This window comes from Klebsiella sp. 64 (assembly GCF_018223915.1).
GTDB lineage: Bacteria > Pseudomonadota > Gammaproteobacteria > Enterobacterales > Enterobacteriaceae > Klebsiella > Klebsiella pneumoniae.
The window spans coordinates 205,803-228,323 of sequence record NZ_JAGRQZ010000005.1 but is presented as its reverse complement, the minus strand read 5'-3'; the positions used below and the strand labels follow the sequence as shown (position 1 = coordinate 228,323).

Annotated in this window: 20 protein-coding genes and 1 riboswitch; of the genes, 13 read left to right on the top strand and 7 right to left on the bottom strand. The window is 59.2% G+C overall.

The features are described from left to right. Both arnB and KHQ23_RS06640 read right to left on the bottom strand, forming a co-directional pair. A complete protein-coding gene (gene arnB, locus KHQ23_RS06645; protein ID WP_004173962.1) occupies nucleotides 1-1,140 on the bottom strand; it encodes a UDP-4-amino-4-deoxy-L-arabinose aminotransferase in 1,140 nt (379 codons plus the stop codon). A gap of 396 nt (nucleotides 1,141-1,536) precedes the next feature. Further along, nucleotides 1,537-2,043 (bottom strand): phenolic acid decarboxylase, encoded by a 507-nt coding sequence (locus KHQ23_RS06640; protein ID WP_004173961.1) that lies wholly within the window; start codon nucleotides 2,041-2,043, stop codon nucleotides 1,537-1,539. Between the two features lie 97 nt (nucleotides 2,044-2,140). Between KHQ23_RS06640 and KHQ23_RS06635 the strand changes: the two genes are divergently transcribed. From KHQ23_RS06635 to KHQ23_RS06600, 8 genes are all read left to right on the top strand, one after another. Next, complete coding sequence (locus tag KHQ23_RS06635; RefSeq protein WP_004151421.1) at nucleotides 2,141-3,001, top strand: LysR family transcriptional regulator; 861 nt, start codon at nucleotides 2,141-2,143, stop codon at nucleotides 2,999-3,001. Nucleotides 3,002-3,139: 138 nt separating this feature from the next. Further along, nucleotides 3,140-4,708 carry a nickel ABC transporter substrate-binding protein gene (nikA, locus tag KHQ23_RS06630; protein ID WP_004173960.1) on the top strand — a complete coding sequence of 523 codons (1,569 nt, stop codon included), beginning with the start codon at nucleotides 3,140-3,142 and terminating at the stop codon, nucleotides 4,706-4,708. Beyond that, a complete protein-coding gene (gene nikB, locus KHQ23_RS06625; RefSeq protein ID WP_002921105.1) occupies nucleotides 4,708-5,652 on the top strand; it encodes a nickel ABC transporter permease subunit NikB in 945 nt (314 codons plus the stop codon). Before nikA ends, nikB begins: the two co-directional genes overlap by 1 nt. Further along, nucleotides 5,649-6,482: a nickel ABC transporter permease subunit NikC gene (gene nikC / locus KHQ23_RS06620; RefSeq protein WP_004151422.1), complete on the top strand. Its 834-nt coding sequence runs from the start codon at nucleotides 5,649-5,651 to the stop codon at nucleotides 6,480-6,482. The genes nikB and nikC overlap by 4 nt, the downstream gene beginning before the upstream one ends. Further along, the gene (locus tag KHQ23_RS06615; protein ID WP_004173959.1) at nucleotides 6,482-7,246 is read left to right on the top strand and encodes a nickel import ATP-binding protein NikD; all 765 of its coding nucleotides are present in this window, start codon (nucleotides 6,482-6,484) and stop codon (nucleotides 7,244-7,246) included. The genes nikC and KHQ23_RS06615 overlap by 1 nt, the downstream gene beginning before the upstream one ends. Beyond that, nucleotides 7,243-8,034: a nickel import ATP-binding protein NikE gene (gene nikE, locus KHQ23_RS06610; protein ID WP_004173958.1), complete on the top strand. Its 792-nt coding sequence runs from the start codon at nucleotides 7,243-7,245 to the stop codon at nucleotides 8,032-8,034. Before KHQ23_RS06615 ends, nikE begins: the two co-directional genes overlap by 4 nt. Beyond that, the gene (gene nikR, locus KHQ23_RS06605) at nucleotides 8,022-8,420 is read left to right on the top strand and encodes a nickel-responsive transcriptional regulator NikR (RefSeq protein WP_002921188.1); all 399 of its coding nucleotides are present in this window, start codon (nucleotides 8,022-8,024) and stop codon (nucleotides 8,418-8,420) included. The genes nikE and nikR overlap by 13 nt, the downstream gene beginning before the upstream one ends. A 98-nt stretch (nucleotides 8,421-8,518) precedes the next feature. Continuing rightward, nucleotides 8,519-8,700: riboswitch (M-box (ykoK) riboswitch) on the top strand. Between the two features lie 57 nt (nucleotides 8,701-8,757). After that, nucleotides 8,758-9,771: a magnesium transporter gene (locus tag KHQ23_RS06600; RefSeq protein WP_002921192.1), complete on the top strand. Its 1,014-nt coding sequence runs from the start codon at nucleotides 8,758-8,760 to the stop codon at nucleotides 9,769-9,771. Between the two features lie 39 nt (nucleotides 9,772-9,810). Here the strand turns inward: KHQ23_RS06600 and KHQ23_RS06595 are convergent, their stop codons facing one another. Then, nucleotides 9,811-11,004, bottom strand: a complete 1,194-nt coding sequence (locus tag KHQ23_RS06595; RefSeq protein WP_004150109.1) for an NAD(P)/FAD-dependent oxidoreductase — start codon at nucleotides 11,002-11,004, stop codon at nucleotides 9,811-9,813. Nucleotides 11,005-11,233: 229 nt separating this feature from the next. On the opposite strand from KHQ23_RS06595, the gene pitA reads away from it, so the two are divergent. Then, complete coding sequence (pitA, locus tag KHQ23_RS06590; protein ID WP_002921200.1) at nucleotides 11,234-12,730, top strand: inorganic phosphate transporter PitA; 1,497 nt, start codon at nucleotides 11,234-11,236, stop codon at nucleotides 12,728-12,730. A gap of 55 nt (nucleotides 12,731-12,785) precedes the next feature. Here the strand turns inward: pitA and uspB are convergent, their stop codons facing one another. After that, nucleotides 12,786-13,121 (bottom strand): universal stress protein UspB, encoded by a 336-nt coding sequence (gene uspB, locus KHQ23_RS06585; RefSeq protein WP_002921203.1) that lies wholly within the window; start codon nucleotides 13,119-13,121, stop codon nucleotides 12,786-12,788. A 382-nt stretch (nucleotides 13,122-13,503) separates the two neighbouring features. On the opposite strand from uspB, the gene uspA reads away from it, so the two are divergent. Together uspA and dtpB are read left to right on the top strand one after the other, a co-directional pair. Beyond that, nucleotides 13,504-13,941, top strand: a complete 438-nt coding sequence (gene uspA, locus KHQ23_RS06580; protein ID WP_004145166.1) for a universal stress protein UspA — start codon at nucleotides 13,504-13,506, stop codon at nucleotides 13,939-13,941. A 256-nt stretch (nucleotides 13,942-14,197) separates the two neighbouring features. Next, nucleotides 14,198-15,670 carry a dipeptide/tripeptide permease DtpB gene (gene dtpB / locus KHQ23_RS06575; protein WP_002921264.1) on the top strand — a complete coding sequence of 491 codons (1,473 nt, stop codon included), beginning with the start codon at nucleotides 14,198-14,200 and terminating at the stop codon, nucleotides 15,668-15,670. Between the two features lie 127 nt (nucleotides 15,671-15,797). On the opposite strand, the gene rsmJ is transcribed toward dtpB, so the two are convergent. The 3 genes from rsmJ to KHQ23_RS06560 all read right to left on the bottom strand — a co-directional run bounded on the left by rsmJ (nucleotide 15,798) and on the right by KHQ23_RS06560 (nucleotide 20,054). Then, nucleotides 15,798-16,550 carry a 16S rRNA (guanine(1516)-N(2))-methyltransferase RsmJ gene (gene rsmJ / locus KHQ23_RS06570; RefSeq protein ID WP_004173956.1) on the bottom strand — a complete coding sequence of 251 codons (753 nt, stop codon included), beginning with the start codon at nucleotides 16,548-16,550 and terminating at the stop codon, nucleotides 15,798-15,800. 7 nt (nucleotides 16,551-16,557) lie between these two features. Further along, nucleotides 16,558-18,600, bottom strand: a complete 2,043-nt coding sequence (prlC, locus tag KHQ23_RS06565; RefSeq protein WP_073553664.1) for an oligopeptidase A — start codon at nucleotides 18,598-18,600, stop codon at nucleotides 16,558-16,560. A 182-nt stretch (nucleotides 18,601-18,782) separates the two neighbouring features. Further along, entirely contained in the window at nucleotides 18,783-20,054 is a 1,272-nt protein-coding gene (locus tag KHQ23_RS06560; protein ID WP_004173954.1) for a phosphatase PAP2 family protein, read from the bottom strand. Nucleotides 20,055-20,247: 193 nt separating this feature from the next. Here KHQ23_RS06560 and KHQ23_RS06555 point away from each other — a divergent pair, with 193 nt between their 5' ends. Then, the gene (locus tag KHQ23_RS06555) at nucleotides 20,248-21,090 is read left to right on the top strand and encodes a 23S rRNA (adenine(2030)-N(6))-methyltransferase RlmJ (protein WP_002921269.1); all 843 of its coding nucleotides are present in this window, start codon (nucleotides 20,248-20,250) and stop codon (nucleotides 21,088-21,090) included. 72 nt (nucleotides 21,091-21,162) lie between these two features. Further along, complete coding sequence (gene gorA, locus KHQ23_RS06550; RefSeq protein ID WP_002921271.1) at nucleotides 21,163-22,515, top strand: glutathione-disulfide reductase; 1,353 nt, start codon at nucleotides 21,163-21,165, stop codon at nucleotides 22,513-22,515. The last annotated feature ends 6 nt before the right edge of the window (nucleotides 22,516-22,521 follow it).

The following is a 22,521-nucleotide window of genomic DNA, read 5'->3' as shown; positions in this document are numbered from 1 at the left end:
TCAACGTCCTGACAACTGGCGCAGTGCGGAGATAACGCGAGTGACATCGTCATCGGTCATATCCGGGAACAACGGGAGAGAGCAGATGCGGGCGCTGTTCCATTCGGTATTCGGCAGGGAAACCTCAGGGAAGCGCTCGCGGTAATATTTTTGCGTATGGGCCGCACGGAAGTGCAGGCCGGTGCCGATGCCCATCGCCTTCAGCTTTTCCATCAGCGCGTCGCGGCTGATGCCGCACGCGGCCTCATCGACGCGGATGATAAACAGATGCCAGGCGTGCTGGTGCTCCCATGCCGGGACGCTCAGCGGTTTAAACGACGTGTCCGCCAGCTCGCGCAGGTAGCGCTGGGCAATCTCGGTCCGGCGCTGATTGGCGTGGCTCAGTTTTTCCAGCTGGACCAGCGCCAGAGCGGCGTTGATATCGGCAAGGTTGTACTTGAAGCCCGGGGTGATCACCTCCGCCTGCGGCGCGCGGCCGTGGGTCTGGCGATCATAAGCGTCCACGCCCAGACCATGGAATTTCAGGCTACGGATGCGGGAGGCCAGCTCGTCGTCGTCGGTGACAATCAGCCCGCCTTCGGCGCAGGTCATGTTTTTGATCGCGTGGAACGAGAAAATGGCGGTCCCCTGCCAGCCCACGTGGCGGCCTTTATAATGGGTACCGGCCGCATGGGCGGCGTCTTCGATCACCGAAATGCCATGGCGCTCGCCCACCGCGCGAATGGCGTCGATATCGGCTGGCGCGCCCGCGTAGTGCACGGGAATTATCGCTTTGGTACGCGAGGTGATCGCCGCTTCCACCGCTGCAGGGGTAATCATCAGATTGTCGTTATCGACATCGATCATCACCGGCGTGGCGCCCAGCAGGCAGATCATATTGAGAGTGGAGACCCAGGTCTGGGACGGCGTAATGACTTCATCGCCGGGGCCAATACCCAGCGCCATCAGGGTCACATGCATCCCGCCGGTCGCTGAACTGACGGCAATCGCATGACGGTTGCCGGTCAGCTGGCAGAATGCCGCTTCAAGTGCCTGATTCTTCGGCCCGGTGGTGATCCAGCCCGACGCTAAAACTTCACGCAGCGCAGCCAGCTCTGCGTCGCCCATCGACGGGCGTGAAAAAGGCAAAAAATCGCTCATCATCATCCTGTTCTGTAGATGACCCACGCACGAATCTGGGTCGTTAGAATAAAATATCCTGCGCCTGCGGACTTAAACGAAATTAAAATGAAGTGAGTTCAGCACGGCATTCCATTTCAGGGTATCTCGACCACTATTAATGTAGTCGACCTTGCTTAGGATAATATTAAGAAATTAATATTTCTTCGGAATAAGAAATAAATTATTAATAAACAGTATGATAGGAGTTTTTTATGGCAGAAATTTGACGGAGATGCGTTCCTGTCACGAAAAAGAGAACAGGAACGCAATAGTTGAAATTAAACGAGAACTAAACCAGTTCACAATTTATTATTCTGTCATTGTCACGCTTAATGACAAAAAGTTAGCGCAGATCACAAAGTTATTTCTGCTGAATTACAAATTTGCAGGAAAATCCGCAGGCAATTCGCTCGCCGGGCAATTAATGACCTCGTCATTATCCGCGCCACAGTCGCGAATGAAGGTGATAGTGGCGAACTCGTCAATCACTTCCGTCGGGTAGGCCGGGCCGGCATCGCGATACGAATTCATCAGCGGAATATGGTCGTTCTGGAAGCAGATAGTTTTTTCCGGGTTATTCATGATCCAGCGCGGGAAGAAAATAGTGCCGTGGAACAGTTTGTCGCCCAGGTTGACGATCAGGCTGACGTCGGTGCCGGTCGGTTCGGTCCAGGAGATTTTGTAGATACTTTCCCCCACCCGCACAATGTACGCTTCCTGATCTTTCACCCAGCGATTGCCGACGATGCCGCTGTGAATACGGTAGTCGAGGGTGTGGCCATTTTTGACGTAAATCTCGTAGTTCCAGCCGTTGTCGTAGGTATAGACCAGATGTTTACCGATAAAGCCGCCGAGGTCATGTTTGTCGAAAGTGCTCATCATTTATTCTCCTCTGTTTTGTTGAGGACAGCATACGTCTTTAAAAAATGAATGAATAACGCTATGTTTGGATTAAATACATTAAAATTTTAGATTGATTATGCACAAGACAACCCTGGAGCAGTGGGCGTTACTCGAAAAGGTAGTGGAATTGGGGAGCTTTGCCAGAGCGGCGGAGGAGACCAATCGCAGTCAGTCATCGGTAAGCTATAACCTCGCGCTGCTGCAGGAGCGCTTAGGCGTGGCGCTGCTGGCGCCGTCCGGCCGGCGGGCGGTGCTGACGCCGGCTGGCGAACTACTGCTGAATCAGGTCAAGCCGCTGCTGCAGGCCTTCGCCTACGTCGAGACGCACGCCGCCACTCTGCGCAACGGGGCGCGGACCCGCCTGGATCTGGTGGTCGACAGTATTTTCCCGCGCCAGCGGCTGTTCGCGATTTTACGCCAGTTTCAGCAGCGCTATCCGCAGACCCAGGTCAGGCTCACCGAAGTGCTGGAAAACCTGGATGACGAGAGCGCGGCGCGGACGGAAGCCGATGTGATGGTGTTGACCCGCCGCCAGGATATTACCGGCCGCGGGGAGTGGCTGATGAATATTGATTTCATCGCCGTCGCCCACCGCGACCACCCTCTCGCCGCGCTGGACGGACCGCTGGAGGATAGCGCGCTGGCGCCGTGGCCGCTGGTGCGCATTGCCGATCAGGGCGGCGATAGCCAGGCGCCGCGAGACGCCTGGACCTTCTCCACCATTGATGCCGCCATTGATGCGGTGATGTATCAGGTCGGCTTCGGCTGGCTGCCGGAGGAGCGCATTCGCCCCCATCTCGACCAGGGCGTGCTGAAGCGGCTGCCCCTCAGCCATGGCGCGCGCCGCGCGACGCCGCTGCATCTGATCGTCAAGCGGGACCTGGCGCCGATCGACGAACAGGTGGCCACGCTGCTGGCGTTGTTCCGGACGCCCTGAGGGGTAAGGCGGCGCTGGTCGCCTGGGCGTAATGATACGATTTTCTTATACTTTCCGGCGCAATATTGATCCAGGTTACTCCCAAAGTATGATGAATCACTAAAATCGTCATACTTTCCTGTCGTTGAGATTGCCGTCTTGTCTATTATCCGCCTCACCCTGCTGGCGCTGCTCGCCTGCGTCCCTCTGCTGGCTCAGGCCGCGCCGTACCAGCTCACCACCGCCTGGCCGGTTAACGTCGGCCCGCTGAATCCCCATCTCTATACGCCCAACCAGATGTTTGCCCAAAGCATGGTCTATGAACCGCTGGTGAAGTATCAGGCTGACGGCAGCGTACAGCCCTGGCTGGCAACCCGCTGGCGTCACTCCGCCGACGGCAAAACCTGGTGGTTCACCCTGCGCGACGATGTGGCCTTCTCCAACGGCGAACCGTTTAATGCCCAGGCCGCGGCGGCCAATTTTCAGGCGGTGCTGGCCAACCGCCAACGCCACGCCTGGCTTGAGCTCGCCAACCAAATAACCGACGTGCGGGCCCTCAGCGCCACCGAGCTGCAGATCACCCTGAAAAGCGCCTACGCCCCCTTACTGCAAGAGCTGGCCCTGCCCCGCCCGTTCCGCTTCATCGCCCCCTCGCAGTTTATCGATGGCGGCACCGCCAGGGGCATTAAAGCCCCGATCGGCACCGGCCCGTGGCGGCTGGCAAGCTCGCAGCTCAATCAGCGCGATGTGCTGGTGCGCAATGAGCGCTACTGGGGTCGCAAACCCGCGCTACAGCAAATCACCATCAAGGTGATCCCTGACGCCACCAGCCGGGCGGTGGCGTTCGAAACCGGGGAAATCGATATGCTCTACGGCGATGAAGGGTTGCTGCCGCTGGACACCTTCGAACGCTTTCGCCATCACCCCGGCTACGTGGCGCGCCTGTCCGCCCCGGCGGAGACGGTAATGCTGGCGCTAAACGCCAGCCAGGGCCCGACCCGCGAGCAGGCGGTTCGTGAGGCGCTCAACTACGCCGTCGATAAACAGACCCTTGTCGATAGCGTGTTGTATGGCACCCAGCAGGTTGCCGACACCCTGTTTGCCCCCTCCGTCCCTTACGCCCCGCAGAATCTGACGCCGCGCCGTTACGACCCGACAAAAGCCCGCGCCCTGCTGGAACAGGCCGGCTGGCAGCAGCTGGAGGGCCAGCCCTGGCGACAAAAAGCCGGGCAACCGTTGGCGATTGAGCTGGCGTTTATTGGCACCGACGCGCTGGCTAAATCGATGGCCGAAATTATTCAGGCCAATCTGCGGCAGGTCGGCGTGCAGGTCACCCTGGTGGGCGAGGAGGAAAGCAGCATTTACGCGCGCCAGCGCGAAGGCCGCTTCGGCATGATCTTCAATCGCACCTGGGGCGCGCCCTACGATCCGCATGCCTTTTTAAGCTCGATGCGCGTCCCTTCGCATGCGGATTACCAGGCCCAGCGCGGCCTGCCAGACAAGGCACTGATTGATAAAGAGATTAGTGAAGTGCTGACCACCGGGGACGAGGCGCAGCGGAGAAAACTGTACCATGATGTGCTGACCCGTCTGCATCAGGACGCGGTGTATCTGCCCATCAGCTATGTCTCGCTGATGTCGGTCGCGCGCCAGGAAGTCGGGGAGATCCCGTTCGCCCCGGTGACCAGCGAGATCCCTTTCGACCAGATTACCCCGGTAACGCCATAATGCTACGCTATATTTTACGCCGCCTGCTGCTGCTGATCCCGCTGCTGCTCGCCGCCTCAGCCATCATCTTTCTGCTGCTGCGGCTCGGCGCCGGCGACCCGGCGCTGGATTATTTACGCCTGTCGAACCTGCCGCCCACTGAAGAGATGGTTGCCTCGACCCGCGAGCTGCTGGGGCTCAACCAGCCGCTGGCAATGCAGTATCTGCACTGGCTATGGCGGGCGCTGCACCTGGATTTCGGTCTCTCCTATGCCACCCAGCGCCCGGTGCTGGACGACCTGCTGCACTTCCTGCCGGCCACCCTGCTGCTCACCGGCGCGGCGCTGGCGCTGATCCTCGTCACCTCCCTGCCGTTGGGCATCTGGGCGGCGCGCCATCGCGATCGCCTGCCGGACTATATCGTACGGCTGATTGCCTTCCTCGGCGTCTCAATGCCCAACTTCTGGCTGGCCTTTCTGCTGGTGATGCTCTTTTCCGTGCATCTGCAGTGGCTCCCGGCGATGGGGTATGGCGACTGGCAGCACCTGATTTTGCCCGCCGTCTCCATCGCCTTTATGTCGCTGGCGATCAACGCCCGCCTGCTGCGCGCCAGCATGCTGGACGCCGCCAGCCAGCGTCACGTGATATGGGCGCGGCTGCGCGGATTGAGCGCGCGCCAGGTGGAGCGCCGACATATCCTGCGCAATGCCACCCTGCCGGTGGTGACCGCCATGGGCATGCACATTGGCGAGCTGATCGGCGGCACCATGATTATCGAAAATATCTTTGCCTGGCCCGGGGTCGGCCGCTACGCAGTTTCCGCCATTTTCAATCGCGATTACCCGGTGATCCAGTGCTTTACCCTGATGATGGTGACGGTGTTCGTGCTGGCTAATCTGGCGGTAGATGTGCTTAACGCGGCGCTCGACCCGCGCCTGCGCCGCCACGAGGAGGTGAGCGCATGAGAGGGCTACAAAGCTTTCGCTGGCCGGTAAAACTGGCCATGCTGGTTATCGCGCTGCTGGCGGTCATCGCCATCGGCAGCGGCTGGTGGCTGCCCTGGGATCCAGCGGCGATTGACCTTCAGCAGCGGCTGCTACCGCCGGGCGCAGCGCACTGGCTCGGCACCGATCATCTCGGCCGGGATATTTTCTCACGCCTGCTGGCCGCCACCCGCGTTTCGCTGGGGGCGGTGATGGCTTGTCTGCTGCTGGTGCTGCTGATCGGCCTGGCGGTCGGCGGCTGCGCCGGACTGCTGGGCGGCCGCGCCGACCGCGGCCTGATGCGCATCGCCGAACTGTTTATGACTTTTCCGACCTCGATCCTATCGTTCTTTATGGTGGGAGTGCTGGGTACCGGGCTGACCAATGTGATCCTCGCCATTGCGCTGTCGCACTGGGCCTGGTACGCCAGAATGGTGCGTAACCTGGTGGTTTCCCTGCGCCAGCGCGAATTTATCCTCGCCGCCCGTCTGAGCGGCGCCAGCCAGTGGCGGCTGTTCAGCGACCATCTGGCCGGCGCGGTGATCCCCTCGCTGCTGGTGCTCGCCTCGCTGGATATCGGCCATATGATGCTTCACGTAGCCGGCATGTCGTTCCTCGGTCTCGGCGTCAGCGCGCCGACGGCGGAATGGGGGGTGATGATCAACGACGCCCGGCAGTATATCTGGACCCAGCCGCTGCAAATGGTCTGGCCGGGGCTGGCGCTGTTCATCAGCGTGATGGCTTTTAACCTGCTGGGCGACGCGCTGCGCGATCGTCTCGATCCCCACCTGATCGCGGAGCATAGCCACTGATGCCGCAGAAGATCCAACTGGAACAGATCTCGCTTGCCGCTGACCGACCGCTGGTCAGCGACGTCTCCTTCACCCTGCGCCGCGGCCAGGTGCTGGCGCTGCTCGGCAGCAGTGGTTGCGGAAAATCGCTGACCTGCGCCGCCGCGCTGGGCCTGCTGCCGCCCGGCGTCAGGCAAACCGCCGGCCGGGTGCTTCTCGACGGCATTCCGGTGCACGGCGAACAGCTGCGCGGGGCGACCATCGCCACCATCATGCAGAACCCGCGTAGCGCCTTTAACCCGCTGCAGACCATGGCCGCGCACGCCCGGGAAACCTGCCGGGCAGCGGGTCGTGAAACGAATGACGCCGTGCTGCTGGCAGCGATGGAGGAGGTCGGTCTGGACAATCCGCGGGCGCTACTGAAGCGCTACCCTTTTGAAATGAGCGGGGGCATGCTGCAACGGATGATGGTCGCTCTCGCCCTGCTCAGCCGCGCGCCCTTTATCATCGCCGACGAGCCGACGACCGATCTCGATGCCATCGCCCAGGCGCGCATCCTCGACCTGCTGGCGGATATTGTCGCCAGGCGCGGTCTGGGACTGCTGCTGGTGACGCATGACATGGGCGTCGTGGCGCGGCTGGCGCATCACGTAACGGTGATGGAGAACGGTCGCCTCGTTGAACACTGCGATGTGAATACGCTATTTAGCGCCCCGCGGCACCCGCTCAGCCAGCGCCTGCTGGCCGCTCATCTGGCGTTATACGGTCTGGAGAAAACACCATGAATTTACTCAGCGCTACCGGGGTGAGTCACGATTATCCTCACCACGGCAGGGTCCTGCATGCGATCCATCTCGCCATCGCCCCCGGCGAAACGGTGGCCCTGCTCGGACGCAGCGGCTGTGGGAAAAGCACCCTGGCGCGGATGCTGGTGGGTCTGGAAACGCCGCAGCACGGCGATATTGCCTGGCGCGGCACGCCGCTGGCCGCCCTGAAGGGCGAGGCCATCGGCGCCTTCCGCCGTGATATTCAGCTGGTATTTCAGGATGCCTTCAGCGCGGTGAATCCGCGCAAAACGGTGCGCGAGATCGTCAGCGAGCCGCTGCGCCATCTGTTGTGCTTGTCGCGTGAGGCGCGTGCGCGGCGGGTGGAAGAGATGCTGCTGGCCGTCGACCTCGCGCCGTCGCTGCTCGATAAGCGCCCGGCGCAGGTCAGCGGCGGACAGCTGCAGCGCGTCTGCCTGGCACGCGCCCTGGCGGTACGGCCGCAGCTGTTGATCCTTGATGAAGCGGTTTCAAATCTCGATCTGCTGCTGCAGGCGGAGATTATCGCCCTGCTGAAGCGTCTACAGGCGCAGTTTGACACCGCCTGCCTGTTCATCACCCATGACCTGCGGCTGGTGGAGCGCTTTTGCCAGCGAGTGCTGGTGATGGAGCACGGGCGCATCGTCGAAACCGCAACGGTTAGTCTACCGCTACGCCTGCGTTCCCCTGCCGGACAGGCGCTCCAGCAGGCGGTGCTCCCCCCTTTTCCTGCCACTCTGCTTAACGAGGCCATGCCATGCAGCGCGTAACCCTGACCCTTGATGATGACCTGCTGGCCGCCCTCGATGCGCTAAGCGCCCGCCGCGGCTACCACAACCGTTCGGAGGCGGTACGCGATATTCTGCGCGACGCCCTCAACCAGGATCCTCCGTCGCCGGAATCACGGCGCGGGTATGCCGTCCTGTCGTACGTGTATGAACATGAGAAACGCGAACTGGCGAGCCGGCTGGTGGCCACCCAGCATCATCATCACGATCTCTCCGTCGCCACGCTGCATGTGCATATCAGTCATGACGACTGCCTGGAGATTGCGGTGCTGAAAGGTGATATGGCCGAGGTACAGCATTTTGCCGACGACGTGATTGCCCAGCGCGGCGTGCGCCATGGGCATTTGCAGTGTTTAGCGGATGATTAATTATTTGAAAATTCTTGGGTGGTTTATCAACAGTTGATAAACCACATAAACTATACGCTTTGTGAATTATCCCTCTTCGCCAATAATGGCGCCTCATTTAACGATCTCGTTATGGCGAGGCTCCTGCATAAATACAAGTTACCGCCCTGTTGGTATCGAGAGAGACCACTCAGGGAAATACAGGCTTCCATCGAATCAAGGTGTTGCCAAGGTAACTTCTGGCGGTCATGACCGTTCAGATACGTTATGCAGTGCTAAAACCAGGACGTAGGGATCTGCCTGCGCTAACCCTGTCTTGTTCGCCCCTATGAGTGATTTTTTATAGGGATTTTTAAACATGTCTTCCATTCAACTCTGCGCCGCCCATCAGGCGACCTCTGGCTTCGACGGCGATGCGATCGTCCAGTACATGCGTACCGATTTTATTACGCTGCAGGAACATCTCAGCGTTCATGAGGCGCGCGAACACTTTATCTCCCAGCTGGCCAGCGATGATATTCCCGGGCAGGTGTTTGTCGTCGCCGGCAAGAAGCTGCGTGGCAGCCTGTCGGTCAAAAAGCTACTCCAGGAAACGGATATCAACCAGTCTATCCGCCACCTGATGGACAGCTGCCTGTTTCGCGTCAAACCTGACGATGAGCGCCAGCAGGTGATTGCCGAGCTCAGCGAGCGCGGCCTCGACCTGGTCCCCGTCGTCGATAAAGGCGAGCTGGTCGGCTGCCTGATGGAGAAGGAGATCGCCCATCTGCTGGAGGATGACGTCACCGAAGATGCTCAGCTGCAGGGGGCAACGCTGCCGCTGGAAAAACCGTACCTCGAGATCAGCCCCTGGACGCTGTGGAAAAAACGCTCGGTGTGGCTGCTGCTGCTGTTCGTGGCCGAAGCCTACACCAGCAGCGTACTGCAGCATTTCGAAGAAGCCCTGGAATCGGCCATCGCGCTGGCCTTCTTTATTCCGCTGCTCATCGGCACCGGCGGCAACAGCGGAACGCAGATCACCTCGACGCTGGTGCGCTCGATGGCGCTGGGGGAAGTGCGACTGCGCGATATGGGGCGGGTGATCCGCAAAGAGGTATCGACCTCGTTTCTGATTGCCCTGACCCTGGGCCTGGCGGGCTGCCTGCGCGCCTGGATGATGGGGATTGGCATGGAAATCACGCTCATCGTCAGCCTGACGCTGGTGTGCATTACCCTGTGGAGCGCGATTGTCTCCTCGGTCATTCCGATGGTGCTTAAGCGGATCGGCATTGACCCGGCGGTAGTTTCCGCGCCGTTTATCGCCACGCTGATTGATGGCACCGGGCTGATTATCTATTTCAAAATCGCCCAGTATTTTCTTGGGTTGAACTGATCATATACGTCCGGGCACCAGGGCGCCCGGACGCGTAGATTACCCTTCCACCAGCGCCTGCGCGCAGGCCCAGGCGCTTGACCACGCCCACTGGAAGTTATACCCCCCGAGCCAGCCGGTAACGTCCATCACTTCGCCGATAAAGTAGAGACCCGGCGCCTTACGCGCCTCCATAGTACGCGACGAGAGTTCGTTGGTGTCCACGCCGCCGAGGGTCACCTCCGCCGTCCGGTAGCCTTCGGTGCCGTTCGGCTGCACGCGCCAGGCGGTTAACGTCTCCACCAGCGTCTGCTGATCGCGAACGTTCAGTTGCTTGAGCGTCACATCAGGTATCTGCCCCAGCTGCTGCAGACACTCCACCAGCCGCTTCGGCAGCTGCATCGCCAGGGTGTTCTTCAGGCTCTGGTTGGGATGCGCGCTGCGCTGCTCGTTAAGGAAGTCATCAAGATCGCAGTCCGGTAGCAGATTAACGGTGACGAACTCGCCGGGCTGCCAGTAGCTGGAAATTTGCAGCACCGCCGGTCCGGAAAGGCCGCGGTGGGTGAACAGCAGATTTTCGCGAAACAGAGTGCCGTTCTCGGCGGTAATGGTCGACGGCACCGACACGCCGGAGAGGACCTGCAGCTGCTCAAGCAATGGCTTGTGGAGGGTAAACGGCACCAGCCCCGCGCGGGTCGGCAGCACCTTCAGGCCGAACTGCTCGGCGACTTTATAGCCAAACGGCGAGGCGCCGAGCCCCGGCATCGACAGACCGCCGGAGGCGATCACCAGCTTTTTGGTCACCAGCGTTTCGCCGTTCACCTGTAGCCGGTAGCCTTGTTCATCGCGCTCCACGCTGAGGATTTCGCTGCGCAGACGGATCTGCACGCCGCCCTTTTCACATTCCGCGAGCAGCAGATTGACGATCTGCTCCGCCGAATCATCGCAAAACAGCTGGCCGAGGGTCTTCTCATGCCAGGCGATGCCGTATTTACCGACCAGCTCAATAAAGTCCCACTGGGTGTAGCGCGCCAGGGCAGATTTGCAAAAATGCGGGTTTTGGCTCAAATAGGCCGCCGGTTCAACATACATGTTGGTAAAGTTGCAGCGGCCGCCGCCGGACATCAGAATTTTTCTCCCCGGCTTTTTGCCGTTATCCAGCAGCAGGACGCGGCAGCCAAGCTGGCCCGCCTGCGCTGCGCAAAACATTCCCGCCGCTCCGGCGCCAACGACAATGGCATCAAACCTTTCCACACCGCGTTCCTCGTTCCCCAATTGTCGGGTTTTGTAAATATTTCACTCTGGTCACACCAGCGGGAAAAATCCCGCATTAGATACATCATTGAAAGATATAGGATTACTCCCAACAGGGTAAAACCTAAACAGGAAGAAAATCAAAAAAAGTCTATATTTCACTTTGCCCGCGCCGCTAAAGTCACTGATAATGCGCCGCGTTCATGTCCTCAAAATGGCGTAACGTCCTATGCTACATTTATTTGCCGGTCTGGATTTACATACCGGACTATTATTATTGCTTGCTTTAGCTTTTGTACTGTTTTACGAAGCGATTAACGGTTTCCATGATACCGCAAACGCGGTGGCTACGGTTATCTACACTCGCGCAATGCGCTCACAGCTCGCTGTGGCGATGGCGGCGCTCTTCAACTTCTTCGGCGTTCTGCTGGGCGGTCTCAGCGTAGCCTATGCCATCGTGCATATGCTGCCGACCGATCTGCTGCTTAACATGGGTTCCGCACATGGCCTCGCCATGGTGTTCTCTATGCTGCTGGCGGCGATCATCTGGAACCTCGGCACCTGGTACTTCGGTCTTCCAGCTTCCAGTTCTCATACCCTGATTGGCGCCATCATCGGCATTGGTTTAACCAATGCGCTGATGACCGGTACTTCCGTGGTTGATGCGCTGAATATCCCGAAAGTCATCGGTATTTTTGCTTCGCTTATCATCTCGCCGATCGTCGGTCTGGTGATCGCGGGCGGCCTGATTTTCCTGCTGCGTCGCTACTGGAGCGGAACCAAAAAACGCGCGCGTATCCACCTGACGCCCGCAGAGCGTGAAAAGAAAGACGGTAAGAAAAAGCCGCCGTTCTGGACCCGTATCGCGCTGATCCTGTCTGCTATTGGCGTGTCGTTCTCTCACGGTGCTAACGATGGGCAGAAAGGCATTGGCCTGGTGATGCTGGTGCTGATCGGCGTCGCGCCGGCGGGTTTCGTGGTGAATATGAATGCCTCTGGTTACGAAATCACCCGTACCCGCGATGCGGTCAACAACGTGGAAACCTTCTTCCAGCAGCGTCCTGAACTGCTGAAAAAAGCCACCGGCGTCGATCAGCTGGTGCCTTCTCCGGATACCAATACCGCGGCCAATGGCGAGTTCCACTGCCATCCGGCGAACACCATCAACGCCCTTGACCGCGTCAAAACCATGCTGACCGGCGTTGAGAACTACGAGTCGCTAAAACCGGAACAGCGCGGCCAGCTGCGTCGCATCATGCTCTGCATCTCCGACACCACCGACAAGGTGGCGAAGCTGCCGGATGTGAGCGCTGACGACCAGCGTCTGCTGAAGAAACTGAAAACCGATATGCTGAGCACCATCGAGTACGCGCCAATCTGGATTATCATGGCTGTCGCGCTGGCGCTGGGTATCGGCACCATGATCGGCTGGCGCCGCGTGGCGACCACCATCGGTGAGAAGATTGGTAAGAAAGGCATGACCTACGCTCAGGGGATGTCGGCTCAGATGACCGCAGCGGTTTCTATCGGTCTGGCGAGCTACACCGGGATGCCGGTTTCCACCACCCACGTACTCTCCTCCTCGGTAGCGGGGACGATGCTGGTGGATGGCGGTGGTCTGCAGAAAAAGACGGTGACCAGCATTCTGATGGCCTGGGTGCTGACCCTGCCGGCAGCGATTATCCTTTCAGGCGTCCTTTACTGGCTCTCCCTGAAACTGATTTAAGCGTTATTCGTTCAAAACGGGCCAGCTTGCTGGCCCGTTTTTTTATTCTGAAACGTTAGTGCCAGATCATCAGCGCAATCAGGCTCACCACCACCAGGCCGCACAGGGCGCTGGTCAGGATAAACTGGCGACGAACACGTTCGCAGCGACGAATAAATTCATCATCGTGATGGTCACGGTAGCGCTGGGCATAGATATACCACACCAGCCGCATCTGTTTGCTGGGCTGCCCGTGCGAGGTAAAAAAGCCGCCGCCATCAACATACTGATAGAGCAAGGGATCGCAACCACGTAGCACCACCAATAATGCACGCAACGATGAGAAGTAGCGTGCCATATTCACCACACAAACGACACACAGGGCCCAAAACAGCGCAATAGTGCTGATCATACCTCCTCCCCGGCGACCCGCCTACGGAGAAAACCTCCGCGGCTACCGCTCCCCAAATAACCCACGACGATACCGTAAAGAGTGCGATTCCGATCACATTTATTTTTCCGACCGGCTCATTAAATAGTGTAGGAGATCCATTAATTTTTTTACCACAAGGTTATTCGTTATCAATACGTAAGACGGATAAATTTGTTTAACTTTTAGGTGAACCCAGTGCATTGACGGAGTGCGGGGGGCGCTATAAGGTAGGAAATATCTTCTACAATGAAGTCCTTAAAGGCTACCCTCCCGCGAATGTAGCACGCAGGACGCGGGCGAAACGGCAGCGCCAGCTGTCAGGTCCAATGGTCATCGACAAACTTATGGAAGGAGTAACACTATGGCTTACAAACATATTCTGATTGCAGTAGACCTGTCCCCGGAGAGTAAAGTACTGGTTGAAAAAGCCGTTTCTATGGCCCGCCCGTATAACGCGAAAGTCTCCCTGATCCATGTGGATGTGAATTACTCCGACCTCTACACCGGGCTGATTGACGTTAACCTCGGCGACATGCAAAAACGCATCTCCGAAGAGACCCATCACGCGCTGACCGAGCTCTCGACCAACGCAGGCTATCCCATCACCGAGACCCTGAGCGGCAGCGGCGACCTTGGCCAGGTGCTGGTCGATGCGATTAAAAAATACGATATGGACCTGGTGGTCTGCGGCCATCATCAGGACTTCTGGAGCAAGCTGATGTCCTCTGCCCGCCAGCTGATTAACACCGTTCATGTCGACATGCTGATCGTCCCGCTGCGCGACGAAGAAGACGAATAACCGTCTCGTTTTATCCGCGCAATACGCCCGCCGATGCGGGCGTTTTTTATTTTCGCTTTCCCTCGCCATGCGGCAGAACTTCAATCCATAAAATCGCCATTCAATTAGTGTGATCAACCAGTTATTCGGCGAAATATCTATATAATAATCTATTCCATAAGCCAATAACCGCAGCATGGCGAGTTATCAGACATTTTCGGCGCGTTCTGGCATACGCGTTCATACTTTTTGGGAAAGTAATACAAGGCGAAGGAATATGAATACAACTGCACCTACGGGCTTGCTGCAGCAACCTCGTCCGTTCTTTATGATCTTCTTTGTGGAGCTCTGGGAACGTTTTGGCTATTACGGCGTTCAGGGGATCCTGGCGGTCTTCTTTGTTAAACAGCTGGGCTTCTCTCAGGAACAGGCCTTTATCACCTTCGGCGCCTTCGCGGCGCTGGTTTACGGGCTGATCTCCATCGGCGGCTACGTGGGCGACCATTTGCTGGGGACCAAACGCACGCTGGTGCTCGGCGCCATTGTGCTGGCTATCGGCTACTTTATGACCGGGATGTCGCTGCTGAAACCGCAGCTGATCTTTATCGCTCTCGGCACCATCGCCGTCGGCAACGGTTTGTTTAAAGCCAACCCGGCGAGCCTGCTCTCCAAATGCTATCCGCCGAAGGATGCCCGTCTCGACGGAGCATTTACCCTGTTCTATATGTCGATAAACATCGGTTCGCTGCTGTCGCTGTCGCTGGCGCCGGTGATCGCCGAAAAATTTGGCTACGCGGTAACCTATAACCTGTGCGGCGCGGGGCTGATTATCGCGCTGCTGGTCTACTTCGCCTGCCGCGGGATGGTGAAAGATATTGGCTCCGAGCCGGATCATCGCCCCCTCAGCCTACGCAATCTGGCGCTGGTGCTGGCCGGTACGGTGGTAATGATTTTTCTCTGCGCCTGGCTGATGCATAACGTGATGATCGCCAACCTGGTGCTGATTGTTCTGTCGGTCGTGGTTATTGCGTTCTTTTTCCGTGAGGCGTTTCGCCTCGATAAAACTGGACGCAACAAAATGTTCGTCGCCTTTATTCTGATGATCGAGGCGGTGCTGTTTTACATTCTGTATGCCCAGATGCCGACCTCGCTGAACTTCTTCGCCATCAACAACGTCCATCATGAGATCCTTGGCTTTACCATCAACCCGGTCAGCTTCCAGGCGCTGAATCCCTTCTGGGTAGTGGTCGCCAGCCCGGTGCTGGCGGCGATCTACACCCATCTCGGTCATAAGGGTAAAGACCTGACCATGCCGGTGAAATTTACCCTCGGGATGTTCCTCTGCGCGCTGGGCTTCCTGACCGCCGCGGCGGCCGGGATGTGGTTCGCCGACGCCCAGGGGTTAACCTCGCCGTGGTTTATTGTGCTGGTCTATCTGTTCCAGAGTCTGGGCGAACTGTTAATCAGCGCTCTGGGGCTGGCGATGGTTGCCGCGCTGGTGCCGCAGCATCTGATGGGCTTTATTCTGGGGATGTGGTTTCTGACCCAGGCCGCCGCTTTCCTGCTGGGCGGCTATGTGGCGACCTTTACCGCGGTGCCGGAAAACATCACCGACCCGCTGCAGACCCTGCCGGTCTACACCAATGTGTTCAGTAAAATTGGCCTGGTGACGCTGGGCGTCACGGTGGTTATGGCGCTGATGGTGCCGTGGCTGAACCGGATGATTAATACCCCGGCCAGCGCCGAATAACCGTTTGAGATGGCCGATCCGCTGGCGCCGTTTGTTTAAATATTGCGGTTCCCGGCTCGCGCTACAATTTGGTAGCCCGGATAAGGCGCTTTGCCCGCTATCCGGGTGATATCACAACGGCGAAAAATTACGCCGGCGTACCGGCGTAAATATCAAACCGATGTCCTTTGGTCACCACCGCGTTCGGCGTGGCGACATCCGCCAGCGGCGGCGCATAATCCGGGCGCTTGACTACCACTCGTTTGGTCGCCAACTGACGCGCTGGCGCCAACAGACCATCGGCGTCTAAATCCGGCCCCACCAGCGACTGAAAGACGCGCATCTCTTTCTTCACCAGCGCGCTTTTCTGCTTATGCGGGAACATCGGATCGAGGTAGACCACCTGCGGGCGCGGGGTGATATCGGTTAACGCCGTCAGGCTGGAGGCGTGGATCAGCTGCAGCCGCTCCTGCAGCCAGCCGCCGATTTCCGCGTCAGCATAACCGCGCGCCAGGCCATCATCGAGCAGCGCGGCGACCACCGGATTACGCTCCAGCATCCGCACGCGACAGCCGACCGACGCCAGCACAAAGGCATCGCGTCCCAGCCCGGCCGTCGCATCGACGACATCCGGCAGGTAATCGCCTTTAATACCCACCGCTTTAGCCACCGCTTCGCCGCGGCCGCCGCCAAACTTGCGCCGGTGGGCCATCGCCCCGCCGACGAAATCGACGAAGATGCCGCCAAGCTTGGGCTCATCGCGCTTGCGTAGCTCCAGATGCTCCGTCGTCAGCGCCAGCGCCATCGGGTTATCGTCATCCTGCTCCAGCCCCCAGCGGGCGGCTAAAACAGATAAGGCGCCGTCACCGGCGCCTGTTTCATCAATTAAGCAGATCTTCACGTAGCAATCAGCCTTTGATCCCGTAATGCTCCAGCATCGCGTCCAGCTGCGGCTCGCGCCCGCGGAAGCGTTTGAACAGCTCCATCGGCTCTTCGGAACCGCCGCGGCTCAGGATATTGTCGAGGAACGACTGACCGGTTTCACGGTTGAAAATCCCCTCTTCTTCGAAGCGTGAGAAGGCGTCTGCCGCCAGCACGTCGGCCCACAGGTAGCTGTAGTAACCTGCCGCATAGCCGCCAGCGAAGATGTGGCTGAAGGCGTGCGGGAAGCGGCCCCAGGTCGGCCCCGGCACCACGGCGACCTGCTTTTTAATCTCGGCCAGGGTCTCAAGGATTTTCGCCCCCTGCTCCGGTTTGTACTCCGCATGCAGGCGGAAATCGAACAGGCCGAACTCCAGCTGGCGCAGAATAAACATCGCCGCCTGGTAGTTTTTCGCCGCCAGCATTTTCTCCAGCAGCTCCTGCGGCAGCGGTTCTCCGGTTTCATAATGGCCGGAGATAAACGCCAGCGCTTCCGGCTCCCAGCACCAGTTCTCCATAAACTGGCTCGGCAGCTCGACCGCATCCCACGGCACCCCGCTGATGCCGGAAACCCCGGCGGTGTCGATGCGGGTCAGCATATGGTGCAGACCGTGGCCGAACTCGTGGAACAGGGTGATCACTTCGTCATGGGTGAACAGCGCCGGCTTGCCGTTGACCGGGCGGTTGAAGTTACAGGTCAGGTAGGCGACCGGCTTCTGCAGGGAACCATCCAGTTTACGCATCTGGCCGACGCAGTCGTCCATCCACGCCCCCCCGCGCTTATGCTCGCGGGCATACAGGTCGAGATAGAAGCTGCCGCGCAGCTCGTTGTGTTCGTCATACAGCTCGAAGAAGCGCACTTCCGGATGCCACACATCGACATCGGTACGCTCTTTAGCGGTAATACCGTAAATGCGCTTAACCACTTCAAACAGGCCGCTAACGGCTTTGTTTTCCGGGAAATAGGGGCGCAGCTGCTCATCACTGATGCTGTAGAGGTGCTGCTTCTGTTTTTCGCTGTAGTAGGCAATGTCCCACGGCTGCAGCTCATCGACGCTAAACTCGGCTTTGGCGAAGGCGCGCAGCTGGGCCAGCTCTTTTTCGCCCTGCGGACGGGCGCGTTTTGCCAGGTCGGTGAGGAAATCGAGCACCTGCTGCGGATCCTTCGCCATTTTGGTGGCGAGGGATTTAAACGCATAGCTGTCAAAGCCCAACAGCTGCGCCAGCTCGTGACGCAGGGCGAGGATCTCCGCCATCACCGGGCTGTTATCCCATTTCCCGGCGTTCGGGCCCTGATCGGAGGCGCGGGTGGAATAGGCGCGATACATCTCTTCGCGCAGCGCCTGGTTATCGCAGTAGGTCATCACCGGCAGATAGCTCGGAATATCCAGGGTCAGCAGATACCCTTCCTGCTCTTTGGCCTGCGCCTGAGCCTGAGCGGCGGCCAGCGCGCTTTCCGGCATGCCGGCCAGATCGGCGACATCGGTCACCAGCTTGTTCCAGCCCATGGTGGCGTCGAGGACGTTGTTGCTGTACTGGTTGCCCAGCTCAGAGAGGCGCGCGGCGATTTCACCGTAGCGTTTCTGCGCCTCCGGCGGCAGGCCAATCCCGGATAATTCAAAATCGCGCAGCGCGTTATCAACCGCTTTTTTCTGCGCGGTATTCAGCGTGGCGTAGTTATCGCCATCGCGCAGGTCGCGATAGGCTTTATACAGGCCTTCATGCTGGCCGACCCAGGTGCTGTACTCGGAGAGCAGCGGCAGCGTCTGTTCGTAGGCCTCACGCAGTTCAGGGCTGTTTTTAACCGAATTCAGATGGCTGACAGGCGAGAAGATGCGTCCCAGCACATCGTCCACTTCCGCCAGCGGCTGGCAAAGATTTTCCCAGCTATACGGCGCGCCGTGCGCCACCGCGCTTTCCACCGCGGCCCGGCAATCCTCCAGCGCTTTGGTGACCGCAGGGACCACGTGCTCTGGTTTGATCGCAGAAAAAGGCGGCAGGGAGAAAGGCGTCAATAATGGATTGGTCATATGCGCTGTCCTGTTGAAAAGGGTGAATGAAGCGCGCGTCCGGCGCTTATGCATGAGATCTAGAATGGGGGATAGTTGGGGGAATTTCAATGACGGGCGGTGCGTCAGCCTGGGTATTGCTGCGATAAGTCCGCCCGTTGCCGGAAAAGCGCGACACGCAGTGCAGCGTGCCGGAAACCACATTACTGCCTTTTTTGCGCCATCTCCCAGGCCGCCGACAGATTCAGCCGCTGCCAGAATTGCTGTTCGGGGGTGGTGCCGGATAGCGGGTAACCCGCCGGCAGCGCGGTGTTGACCATCAGCGCCCGACGCTGGGCCGCTGACAGATGCGGCAGGGCATCTTCCAGCAGCACTTCCGCCCCCTCCGGCACCTGTAAACGCGGCTGCGGACCCTTCTGCTGCGGCAGATCGTAGGTCATGGTGAAGCGAGAGAAATCACGCATCGCCGGATCGCGCCAGGGATCGTCTTTCACGCTGCTCTTCGCGCACTCGGCAAGCGATGTGCCGCAGGCCTTCGCCAGCGCGGCGCGCAGCTGATCGCGGGCTTCGTTAAATAATACCCGGTAGTGCGGATCGTTAAGATAGTGGGCCACGTTGCGCTCGGCCACCATTCGCGAGCCGATCACGTCCAGCGGGTAGTGGACGCCCAGCACGATGCGCGAGTAGCCATAGCGGGCGCCGCGCGCCACCAGCGCGTCGTAGCGCTCCGGGATCATCGCCGCCAGCAGCAACGCATCGGTATAGCCGGTGTTGGTGTGGCCGCTGGGGAACGAGCCGCCGTCGGCGGTGTAGGGCTGGTTATCTTTCACCACCACATCGTCAGGCACCAGGTGAATGGTGTTGCCCTGCACCAGAAACGGCCGCGGATTATTGAAGTGCTTTTTCGCCTCGCCGGTGCTGACCTCCGAGGCTTTGATCAACGCTGCCGCTTTCCCCAGCGCGCCCTGGTCATAGGCGGTCAGAAACGCTTTGCCAAGGCGTGGCCCCAGCGCATCGCTGAGGAAGTAGAGGTAGCTAATGCCTTCCGCATCGGCCAGCGCCTGACGGCGCGTGGTCTGCACGGCGTCGCGATTGATGGCGGTCACCGTCGCCAGATTCTGCTTCACGACGGTCTCCGGCAGGGTGCTGAACGCCGACAGCAGCGCAATGCCCGCCTGCTGGTTGGCCCGGGTCTGGAAGTCATAGCCGCTGGCCTTCAGCCAGGCGGTATCGGCCTGAGTTTGGTTTTGTTTGGTGTGCGCCAGCCGATCGCGGGTCAGCGTGGCGGCATTCCCCTGCAGAGCGTGGCGTAGCTGCGCCAGCGCCTGTTGCTCAAGATCGTCATACGCCTGGCTGGAGGCAGCCGGCGTCACGCTATTGGCGAGGGCCGCCGCCCTGTTCAGCGGGATGTCTTTAGCCAGAACCGGTTGCGCCAGCAGCAGCGCGACGGCCAGCAGCGAGAGTTGCCTTTTCATTATTTTTCCTTTTATTCAAATAATTACCTTGCCTGTACCCGACGCTAGCGCGGCCGTTTGACGTTTTTATGACAGCGTTATGTTTTGCAACGCTTTTGGCAGAAATGAAACAGCGTGGCGGCGCAGCGGTAATCTCGGCCGATCTGCGGTAGACTATCGGTTAACTTGTTTACTTCCCGGAATCTCTGCATCCATGCTCAGTTATCGCCACAGCTTTCACGCAGGCAACCACGCCGACGTCCTCAAACACACCGTTCAGAGCCTGATCATTGAATCACTGAAAGAGAAAGAAAAACCGTTTCTCTACCTGGACACTCACGCCGGCGCGGGCCGCTATCAGCTGAGCGGCGAGCACGCCGAACGTACCGGCGAGTATCTTGAAGGCATCGCCCGCATCTGGCAGCAGGACGACCTGCCGGCAGAGCTGGAGCCGTATATTTCGGTCGTAGAACACTTCAACCGTAACGGCCAGCTGCGCTACTACCCGGGCTCGCCGCTGATTGCCCGCCAGCTGCTGCGCGAGCAGGACAGCCTGCAGATGACCGAGCTGCACCCGAGCGACTTCCCGCTGCTGCGCGCTGAATTCCAGAAAGACAGCCGCGCGCGCGTCGATAAAGCCGATGGCTACCAGCAGCTGAAAGCCAAGCTGCCGCCGGTATCGCGCCGCGGTTTGATTCTGATCGACCCGCCGTACGAAATTAAAACCGACTATCAGGCGGTGGTCACCGGGATTAACGAAGGCTACAAACGCTTCGCCACCGGCACCTACGCCCTGTGGTACCCGGTGGTGCTGCGCGCGCAAATCAAACGCATGATCAAAGAGTTAGAAGCCACCGGCATTCGCAAAATCCTGCAGATTGAGCTGGCGGTGCGTCCGGACAGCGACCAGCGCGGCATGACCGCCTCCGGGATGATCGTCATCAACCCGCCGTGGAAGCTGGAGCAGCAGATGAATAACGTGCTGCCGTGGCTGCACAGCAAACTGGTTCCGACCGGCACCGGCCACGCCACCGTCAGCTGGATCGTACCGGAGTAATCGCAACCATCGGTGGAACCTTTTAAGCCTCGCGCTACAATCGCGGCAATCAACGATTAAGGACATATGGGCATGAGCAAACATTATGATTACCTCGCCATCGGCGGCGGTAGCGGCGGTATCGCCTCAATTAACCGCGCGGCCATGTACGGCCAGAAGTGCGCGCTGATTGAAGCCAAAGAGCTGGGCGGCACCTGCGTCAACGTCGGCTGCGTGCCGAAAAAGGTGATGTGGCATGCGGCGCAGATCCGCGAAGCGATTCATCTTTACGGCCCGGACTACGGTTTCGATACCACCATCAACCATTTTGACTGGGAGAAGCTGGTCGCCAGCCGTAGCGCCTATATCGACCGTATTCATACCTCTTACGACAACGTACTGGGTAAGAATAAAGTCGACGTGATCAAAGGCTTCGCGCGCTTTGTCGATGCCCACACAGTGGAAGTCAACGGCGAGATCATCACCGCTGACCATATCCTGATCGCCACCGGCGGCCGGCCGAGCCACCCGGATATTCCGGGCGTCGAATACGGTATTGATTCCGACGGTTTCTTCGAACTGCCGGCGCTGCCGAAGCGCGTGGCGGTGGTCGGCGCAGGCTATATCGCCGTTGAGCTGGCGGGGGTGATTAACGGCCTCGGCGCCGAAACCCACCTGTTCGTGCGTAAACACGCGCCGCTGCGCAGCTTCGATCCGCTGATCGTTGAGACCCTGGTGGAAGTGATGAACGCCGAAGGCCCGCAGCTGCATACCAATGCGATCCCGAAAGCGGTGGTGAAGAATGCCGACGGCAGCCTGACGCTGGAGCTGGAAGATGGCCGCAGCCAGACCGTTGACTGCCTGATCTGGGCGATTGGCCGCGAACCGGCGACCGACAACTTCAATCTGGCGGCAACGGGCGTTAAAACCAACGATAAAGGGTACATCATCGTTGATAAATTCCAGAACACCAACGTGCCGGGCATCTACGCGGTGGGCGATAATACCGGCGCCGTTGAGCTGACGCCGGTCGCCGTGGCCGCAGGCCGACGTCTCTCCGAACGCCTGTTTAACAACAAACCGGAAGAGCATCTGGACTACAGCAACATCCCGACCGTGGTCTTCAGCCATCCGCCAATCGGCACCGTCGGCTTGACCGAGCCGCAGGCGCGCGAGCAGTACGGCGACGACGCCGTGAAGGTCTACAAATCTTCCTTCACCGCGATGTATACCGCCGTGACCTCTCACCGTCAGCCGTGCCGCATGAAGCTGGTGTGCGTCGGCCCGGAAGAGAAGATTGTCGGCATCCACGGCATCGGCTTCGGGATGGATGAGATGCTGCAGGGCTTTGCGGTGGCCCTGAAGATGGGCGCCACCAAAAAAGACTTCGACAACACCGTCGCCATTCACCCGACGGCGGCAGAAGAGTTCGTCACCATGCGCTAAGACGCG

Excerpts from the sequence above, each read along its gene's own strand:
- arnB (WP_004173962.1), bottom strand. The coding sequence starts at position 1,140 with ATGAGCGATTTTTTGCCTTTTTCACGCCCGTCGATGGGCGACGCAGAG.
- KHQ23_RS06640 (WP_004173961.1), bottom strand. The coding sequence starts at position 2,043 with ATGATGAGCACTTTCGACAAACATGACCTCGGCGGCTTTATCGGTAAA.
- KHQ23_RS06635 (WP_004151421.1), top strand. The coding sequence starts at position 2,141 with ATGCACAAGACAACCCTGGAGCAGTGGGCGTTACTCGAAAAGGTAGTG.
- nikB (WP_002921105.1), top strand. The coding sequence starts at position 4,708 with ATGCTACGCTATATTTTACGCCGCCTGCTGCTGCTGATCCCGCTGCTG.
- nikC (WP_004151422.1), top strand. The coding sequence starts at position 5,649 with ATGAGAGGGCTACAAAGCTTTCGCTGGCCGGTAAAACTGGCCATGCTG.
- KHQ23_RS06615 (WP_004173959.1), top strand. The coding sequence starts at position 6,482 with ATGCCGCAGAAGATCCAACTGGAACAGATCTCGCTTGCCGCTGACCGA.
- nikE (WP_004173958.1), top strand. The coding sequence starts at position 7,243 with ATGAATTTACTCAGCGCTACCGGGGTGAGTCACGATTATCCTCACCAC.
- nikR (WP_002921188.1), top strand. The coding sequence starts at position 8,022 with ATGCAGCGCGTAACCCTGACCCTTGATGATGACCTGCTGGCCGCCCTC.
- KHQ23_RS06600 (WP_002921192.1), top strand. The coding sequence starts at position 8,758 with ATGTCTTCCATTCAACTCTGCGCCGCCCATCAGGCGACCTCTGGCTTC.
- pitA (WP_002921200.1), top strand. The coding sequence starts at position 11,234 with ATGCTACATTTATTTGCCGGTCTGGATTTACATACCGGACTATTATTA.
- uspB (WP_002921203.1), bottom strand. The coding sequence starts at position 13,121 with ATGATCAGCACTATTGCGCTGTTTTGGGCCCTGTGTGTCGTTTGTGTG.
- uspA (WP_004145166.1), top strand. The coding sequence starts at position 13,504 with ATGGCTTACAAACATATTCTGATTGCAGTAGACCTGTCCCCGGAGAGT.
- dtpB (WP_002921264.1), top strand. The coding sequence starts at position 14,198 with ATGAATACAACTGCACCTACGGGCTTGCTGCAGCAACCTCGTCCGTTC.
- prlC (WP_073553664.1), bottom strand. The coding sequence starts at position 18,600 with ATGACCAATCCATTATTGACGCCTTTCTCCCTGCCGCCTTTTTCTGCG.
- KHQ23_RS06560 (WP_004173954.1), bottom strand. The coding sequence starts at position 20,054 with ATGAAAAGGCAACTCTCGCTGCTGGCCGTCGCGCTGCTGCTGGCGCAA.
- KHQ23_RS06555 (WP_002921269.1), top strand. The coding sequence starts at position 20,248 with ATGCTCAGTTATCGCCACAGCTTTCACGCAGGCAACCACGCCGACGTC.
- gorA (WP_002921271.1), top strand. The coding sequence starts at position 21,163 with ATGAGCAAACATTATGATTACCTCGCCATCGGCGGCGGTAGCGGCGGT.